The sequence below is a fragment of the uncultured Gimesia sp. genome, from assembly GCF_937919775.1.
GTDB lineage: Bacteria > Planctomycetota > Planctomycetia > Planctomycetales > Planctomycetaceae > Gimesia.
Genome location: NZ_CALFPF010000347.1, coordinates 1 through 5,631, shown reverse-complemented (window position 1 = coordinate 5,631; position 5,631 = coordinate 1). Strand labels below are relative to the sequence as shown.

Here is a 5,631-nt window from a genome sequence, read left to right as displayed (position 1 = left end):
TGTATCCGAACGGTTGTTACCCATGTGTCCGGCCTAAATAGCTTGTCCGACGGTGGCACACAGGTTAATGCCATCGCTTAATCCTGCTCCGGTTTCTTGCGTGGGAATTGTGCTTCCAGCAACTTGACCGCTTCCTGAAACGCGGCTTGATCGGAAGGCTGATCGACGATGTTCGTATTTTCCTCCGGGTCGACGTTGTGATCGTAGAGTTCCCGCGCTGCGACCTGTCCGGTTTTGAAGTCGCGCCATTCGGTGTAGCGATAGCGGGGCGTGCGGACCGAGACGCCCATGAATTCCGGTTTGCCTTTATAGTATGCGGGTCGCGGGTGCTGCGTGTAAGCTGCTGGTTTCACTGTTTGCGTGGGATCGTTGAGAATGGGCACCAGACTCTTGCCTTCCAGTTTTCCGGGAGCGGGGAGAGCGCAGAGTTCCACCAGCGTCGGATACATGTCGAGCAGTTCGACCATCGCAGCGGAAGTTTGGCCCGCCTGTTTCATGTGCGGCGTCGAGATCAGCAACGGCACATGCGCGTCGTTTTCAAAATTCGACGTTTTGCACCACAGCCCGTGTTCGCCTAAATGGAAGCCGTGATCCGACCAGAAAACAATAATTGTGTTATCGCTTAAGCCGAGTCGATCCAGTGCAGCGATGACTTTACCGATTTGCGCATCGAGATAACTGATGCCGGCCAGATAACCGGTACGCAGTTCAATGATCTGGGCATCCGTCAGTTTCCCATTCACGGCTCTCATGATTTCTCGACTGTCGTGCAGCGCAACCTCTGGTACATTTTCAGGAGGCGTGGGATTATCGGGAACAGTAATGGGGCTGTCCTTGTAGAGGTCCCAATACTTTTTAGGCGGATTAAAAGGCAGGTGCGGTTTCCAGAAGCCAACCGCTAAAAAGAACGGTTCCTGTTTCTGTTTGACTTCCTGCAATGCTTTGACCGCCAGATCAGCAATACGTCCATCGAAGTATGCAGAATCGGGAACGTCGCGGTTTTCAGTTCGTGCTGCCTTCGCCAGATTGACGGGGAGTTCTCTGTTGTCATTCAAAACCGGTTGGTCGTCATCATGCCGGGCAAAATGCATCACCGCGGGCACACTCCACGACGCCGGGTCTCCTTCAATTTTCTGACGCCAGTTGTGGAAGATTTTGCCGATGTTCTGCGTGAAGTAACCTTGTTGCTTAAACAGTTGAGGCAGCGTCACGATGGCTGGATCGACTTTGCGAAAATGCGTCGGCAGATCCCAGATCTTGAGACTGTCCGGCCGACGTCCCGTCATCAGCGAAGCGCGTGACGGATTGCACAGCGCCTGCTGGCAATACGCGTGTTTGAAGAGTACGCCCCGCGATGCGAGTTGATCCAGGTGCGGCGTTTTTGCCAGGGGATGACCATAACAGGCCAGATCGCACCGCAGGTCATCCGCGGCGATAAACAGCACGTTGGGTTTTTCAGCCGCAACTGCATTGAAACAGAGAGCAGGGCAGACAGTCAGGAACAGGACGAACAGCAGCGAAGCGAAGATTCTGCCGGGATGTTGCATGCGATCCAACTTTCTCGGATGTGTTTGCAGGAATCGAAAGTGTGCCTTTTATTTTGCATTGATCCGGACGCGGACGCAAGGATCGTTTTGTGATCGCCGCTGTGGGGATGAAGTTTGTCTGAATGTTGGGAAGTCAAATGAGTTGCAAAAATCTCGAAAAAATGTTGTTGACACGTTGAAGTAACTGTATTACTGTGTTGATACAGTTCGTTGTGAGGAAATTCAATGCAAATTCAATTATCAGAAGCAGACGGCACTCCCTATTACCAGCAGGTGGCGAACCAGGTCAAATTCCTGGTGGCGTCCGGGCGTCTGGAGCCGCACGAGCAACTTCCCTCAGTGCGCGGGCTCGCGCAGCAGTTGACGATCACGCCGAATACGGTCGCGCGGGCTTACCGCGAGCTGGAAGCGGAAGGGGTCGTGGTCTCGAAACGCGGTGCCGGCGTGTTTATTTCTAACGGCGTCTCCCCCCTGTCGAATAAAGAAAAACGCCGCATTCTCAATGAGCGGATGGATGCCCTGCTGACCGAGTCGCGTCAGTTAGGCGTGGATGAAGAAACCCTGTTGAAGTTGTTACGTCAGCGAAGCCAGAAGTTTGATTCCTACCAAGAGGTCGAAAAATGAGCGAGCATGTGATTGAAATCAGTGATTTAAGTCATCATTTCGGCAAGAAACAGGCGTTAGCGCATGTCAGTCTATCCGTTCCGGAAGGCTGCGTGTTCGGGCTGGTCGGCGAAAACGGGGCCGGCAAAACGACGCTCTTGAACCATATTCTGGGGTTCCTGAAGCCGCAACAGGGAACCGTGCGTGTGTTTGGTTTGAACCCGGTGACGGACCCTCCCGGTGTGCTGGGGCGGATCGGACATCTTTCCGAAAATCGGGATCTCCCTGCGTGGATGTCGATTCGAGAACTGTTTGAATTCACCCGCGCTTTTTATCCCAAATGGGACCCGGTTTACGCGGAAGAACTGCGGATGATGTTTGAATTATCACTCAATCAGAAAGTGCCCACGCTCTCACGGGGGCAGCTGGCGCGGGCAGGGCTCTTATTGGCGCTGGCACATCGCCCGCCGTTGCTGGTGCTGGATGAACCTTCGTCAGGTCTGGACCCGGTGGTCCGCAAAGACATTCTGGACGCCATCATTCGTACGGTCGTTGATGAGGGGCGCACGGTGTTGTTTTCTTCGCATCTGCTGGATGAAGTGCAGCGCGTTTCCGATCAGGTGGCGATACTCGATCAGGGTAAGATCCTGCTCACGAGCCCGCTGGATGAAGTGCTGGTTTCGCATTATCAGTTGACGGTCCGTTTCCAGGAACCGCAGCCCTGCTTTCCGGAATTGACGGGCGCACTCACCTGGTCCGGCTCAGGCCGGGAATGGAAAATCGTCTGCAACGGTCAGAAACAGGAGTTGGAAGCCGCATTGCAGGAGTTGAATGCGGAGATCATGGAACGGAGTACCCCCACGCTGGAAGAAATTTTCGTAGCCCGTATGAAATCTGCCGCGCGAAGTTCTTTTAAGGACTGAGAACCATGACAGACGGTCTGTTACGGGTGACAAAATATTCTTTGAGATCTCTCTGGCCGCTTGGGTTGGGGGTTGTCGGCATGCTGGTATTGCCGCCGGTGGGCCTGCAGATGTTGGCGCGTTTCCTGGGGCGATTGAATTCTCCCTCGCCGGTGTCTTTAGGGTGGCATTTCTTTTTTATGGCGGTTTCCGCTTTCTTGCTGGCGGTAGTGTGTGGCACTGTGCTGGAGCAGACAAAAAAAATGTTGCCCCGAATGCCTGTCAAAACAGCGGAAATCGTCAGTGCTCTGATCCTGTCGACCTTAGTCGTGAGCGTCAGCGTCAGCCTGGTCGCAATTTTCATTTATCGTCAGTTTCTGTATGGAGAGATGATGTACGGAGACGGCTGGCCGATCCTGGGGCCAACACTGTTTCTGGCGACGATGGTTGTCGTGCTCCATTGGGGTTTCTGGAATCTACAATCGCTGAGTCTATTCAGAGTGTTATTCTGGATCTGTTTTAGTGACATGACGTTTTTCTGGTTTATGTCTCGTTACTTCGACAGTCAATCCAGCGACATCTTCGAGCCCTGGAAACAGGTCACGCCTCTCGAACTGATCACGATGTCGGTTGTGTTTGTGGCATCCTGGATCGGGGCGATCCGTTCGTGTGACCGGGTGCGCTGCGGTGCCACTGAGTCCAGTCGGACTTGGGAGCATATGCAAACCAAAGTGAAAACTCTGCAGCACCAGACGATCATCGCCCCTCGAAAACGCTTTGAATCCATCTCGTCTGCTTTTGCACAACTTTACTGGCAAGATTCCTGTCGATCCTCTGTTGCGATCAGCGTAGGCTTGGGGTGTCTGGTGTTTTTTCTGACGTTCTTTTCCGGGAACAGTACCTCCCGTGAAGTGATTTTTCTGTCAATCATGGCTTTCTTTAGTTGTGGTGTCATTCTGATATTGCTGCTGGGATTCTCTTTGTCGCCACGAGAGTCAACGCAAATGAAAGTCTATCTGGCGATCGTCCCCCTTTCGGATCGAGATATGGCTTTCGTTCTGACGCGTACGATCGTGAAACTGGTCTTGCTACTGGTTGCTTCGATTCTGCTGTTCGGGCTGACTGGTGGTTCTTTATTATCCTTGTTATTTGAAGGCACCGCAGCGACTCAGGAAAAACTGAATCGGCTGTTTGGTTCTGGATGGAATCGGAATTTCGTATATACCTGCGCCTGGGTTGCTCTGGCAGTCTGGGCAATGCTTGCGAATATTCTGGCTCTGACCTGGTCGCCACAACGGGGATCCAAAGAATTGCTAGCTGCCATGCCTACCGTTGTAATCGTGACTGCTCTGATGAGTGATTACTATCCGATCTGGGGAGTCGTGTTTTTTCTCACGAACAGTGCGTTGATCTGGTCGGCTACGATCATTGCTTACCTACGCGCTTATCGAGCCAATTTGATCCGTACCCGCGCGCTCTGGTTGGCGGGGTTGTTTTGTCTGATCGTCTCTGCTGTCTACTGGAATTATTGGAGCACATCCGAGTGGCCTCTGAAGCTGCTCTGGTCTTCCTTACTCATGCTCGCAGTAACCCCCTTCGCGACGATCCCCCTGGCGGTGTCGTGCAATCGGCATCGTTGAGTCGAGTGATTGAAATATTGAATCAAACGAATGTGGTTTTGTAAACGAAAGAAGTGAGGTGTTGCGATGACAACTGCCTTGTATGTGACGACGAAACAGTTTTGTAAACGCGCGTGGTTTGGCGCTCTGCTGGCGGTGGGTATGCTGGTGATGGGGCCGTTGTTGTTTCTGGTGCTGACACGGATGGAGGGCTTGAACCTGGATTTTATGGAACATGACCTGACCGGTTATCATTTCGCCTACCTGGGTCTCTCCTGGATCGCTTTTCTGGGAGTCTCTTTGCAAGCACTGGCGGGTTGCCAAAAGAGCTGTCTGAGTCTGCCGGTCTCTTCGCGGGCGATTGCCACCTGGCTGATGTTCGCGATGGTCGGATTGGTCGTTGTGCTGCAGTTGGTGACAAACGGGTTTTATCGAGTGCTGTTTTTTGATGAAAACTGGCTCACCGACTACTGGCCGCTGCTGGGGCCGCTGTTATTTCTGGTCACTTTGATTCTGGTCGGGCATAGCGTGTTCTGGTGCGAGTACGCGCCCAGCTTTACGCGTTTGTTCCTGGCGGCTGGTCTGATCGGCGCGATGTTCTGGTGGTTCATCTCCCGTTATTACCCGAACGGATTCAAAGCGGAAATCGTTCCCTGGAGTCATGTGACACTTTCGGAATTTGTGACGATGCAAGTGGTCTGCGTCGCGGCCTGGTATCAGGGGACCCGCGCGTTTGGCAAAGTTCGTTCAGGTGAAGCGGTTCCCAGTCAATATTGGGAGCAGATGATCGTCTGGTGGAACGCCTTGCTCACAGGAGCAATCCCTGAACAACAAATGGAGCCCCTCTCCCGGTGGACGTCTCTGGCGCGGTTGCATTGGCGCGATTCCTGTCGCCGAGCCGTGATCGTCGGCGGGGTGATGTTCGGGCTGTTTATTTTGACGATCAATCTGCTGATGGGG

General features: G+C 53.2%; 4 protein-coding genes and 1 pseudogene. 4 read left to right on the top strand and 1 reads right to left on the bottom strand.

What is annotated here, in order from left to right:
• Positions 1-77: 77 nt before the first annotated feature.
• Complete coding sequence (locus Q0294_RS09655) at positions 78-1,547, bottom strand: sulfatase (RefSeq protein WP_299464002.1); 1,470 nt, start codon at positions 1,545-1,547, stop codon at positions 78-80.
• Positions 1,548-1,772: 225 nt separating this feature from the next.
• Here Q0294_RS09655 and Q0294_RS09650 point away from each other — a divergent pair, with 225 nt between their 5' ends.
• From Q0294_RS09650 to Q0294_RS09635, 4 genes and pseudogenes are all read left to right on the top strand, one after another.
• Positions 1,773-2,171 (top strand): GntR family transcriptional regulator, encoded by a 399-nt coding sequence (locus Q0294_RS09650; RefSeq protein WP_299463998.1) that lies wholly within the window; start codon positions 1,773-1,775, stop codon positions 2,169-2,171.
• Positions 2,168-3,073, top strand: coding sequence for an ABC transporter ATP-binding protein (locus tag Q0294_RS09645; RefSeq protein ID WP_299463995.1), 906 nt, complete (start codon positions 2,168-2,170; stop codon positions 3,071-3,073). Before Q0294_RS09650 ends, Q0294_RS09645 begins: the two co-directional genes overlap by 4 nt.
• A 5-nt stretch (positions 3,074-3,078) precedes the next feature.
• Complete coding sequence (locus Q0294_RS09640) at positions 3,079-4,692, top strand: hypothetical protein (RefSeq protein WP_299463992.1); 1,614 nt, start codon at positions 3,079-3,081, stop codon at positions 4,690-4,692.
• A 66-nt stretch (positions 4,693-4,758) separates the two neighbouring features.
• A pseudogene (locus Q0294_RS09635) lies at positions 4,759-5,631 on the top strand (hypothetical protein); the annotation flags it as partial.

Excerpts from the sequence above, each read along its gene's own strand:
- Q0294_RS09655 (WP_299464002.1), bottom strand. The coding sequence starts at position 1,547 with ATGCAACATCCCGGCAGAATCTTCGCTTCGCTGCTGTTCGTCCTGTTC.
- Q0294_RS09650 (WP_299463998.1), top strand. The coding sequence starts at position 1,773 with ATGCAAATTCAATTATCAGAAGCAGACGGCACTCCCTATTACCAGCAG.
- Q0294_RS09645 (WP_299463995.1), top strand. The coding sequence starts at position 2,168 with ATGAGCGAGCATGTGATTGAAATCAGTGATTTAAGTCATCATTTCGGC.
- Q0294_RS09640 (WP_299463992.1), top strand. The coding sequence starts at position 3,079 with ATGACAGACGGTCTGTTACGGGTGACAAAATATTCTTTGAGATCTCTC.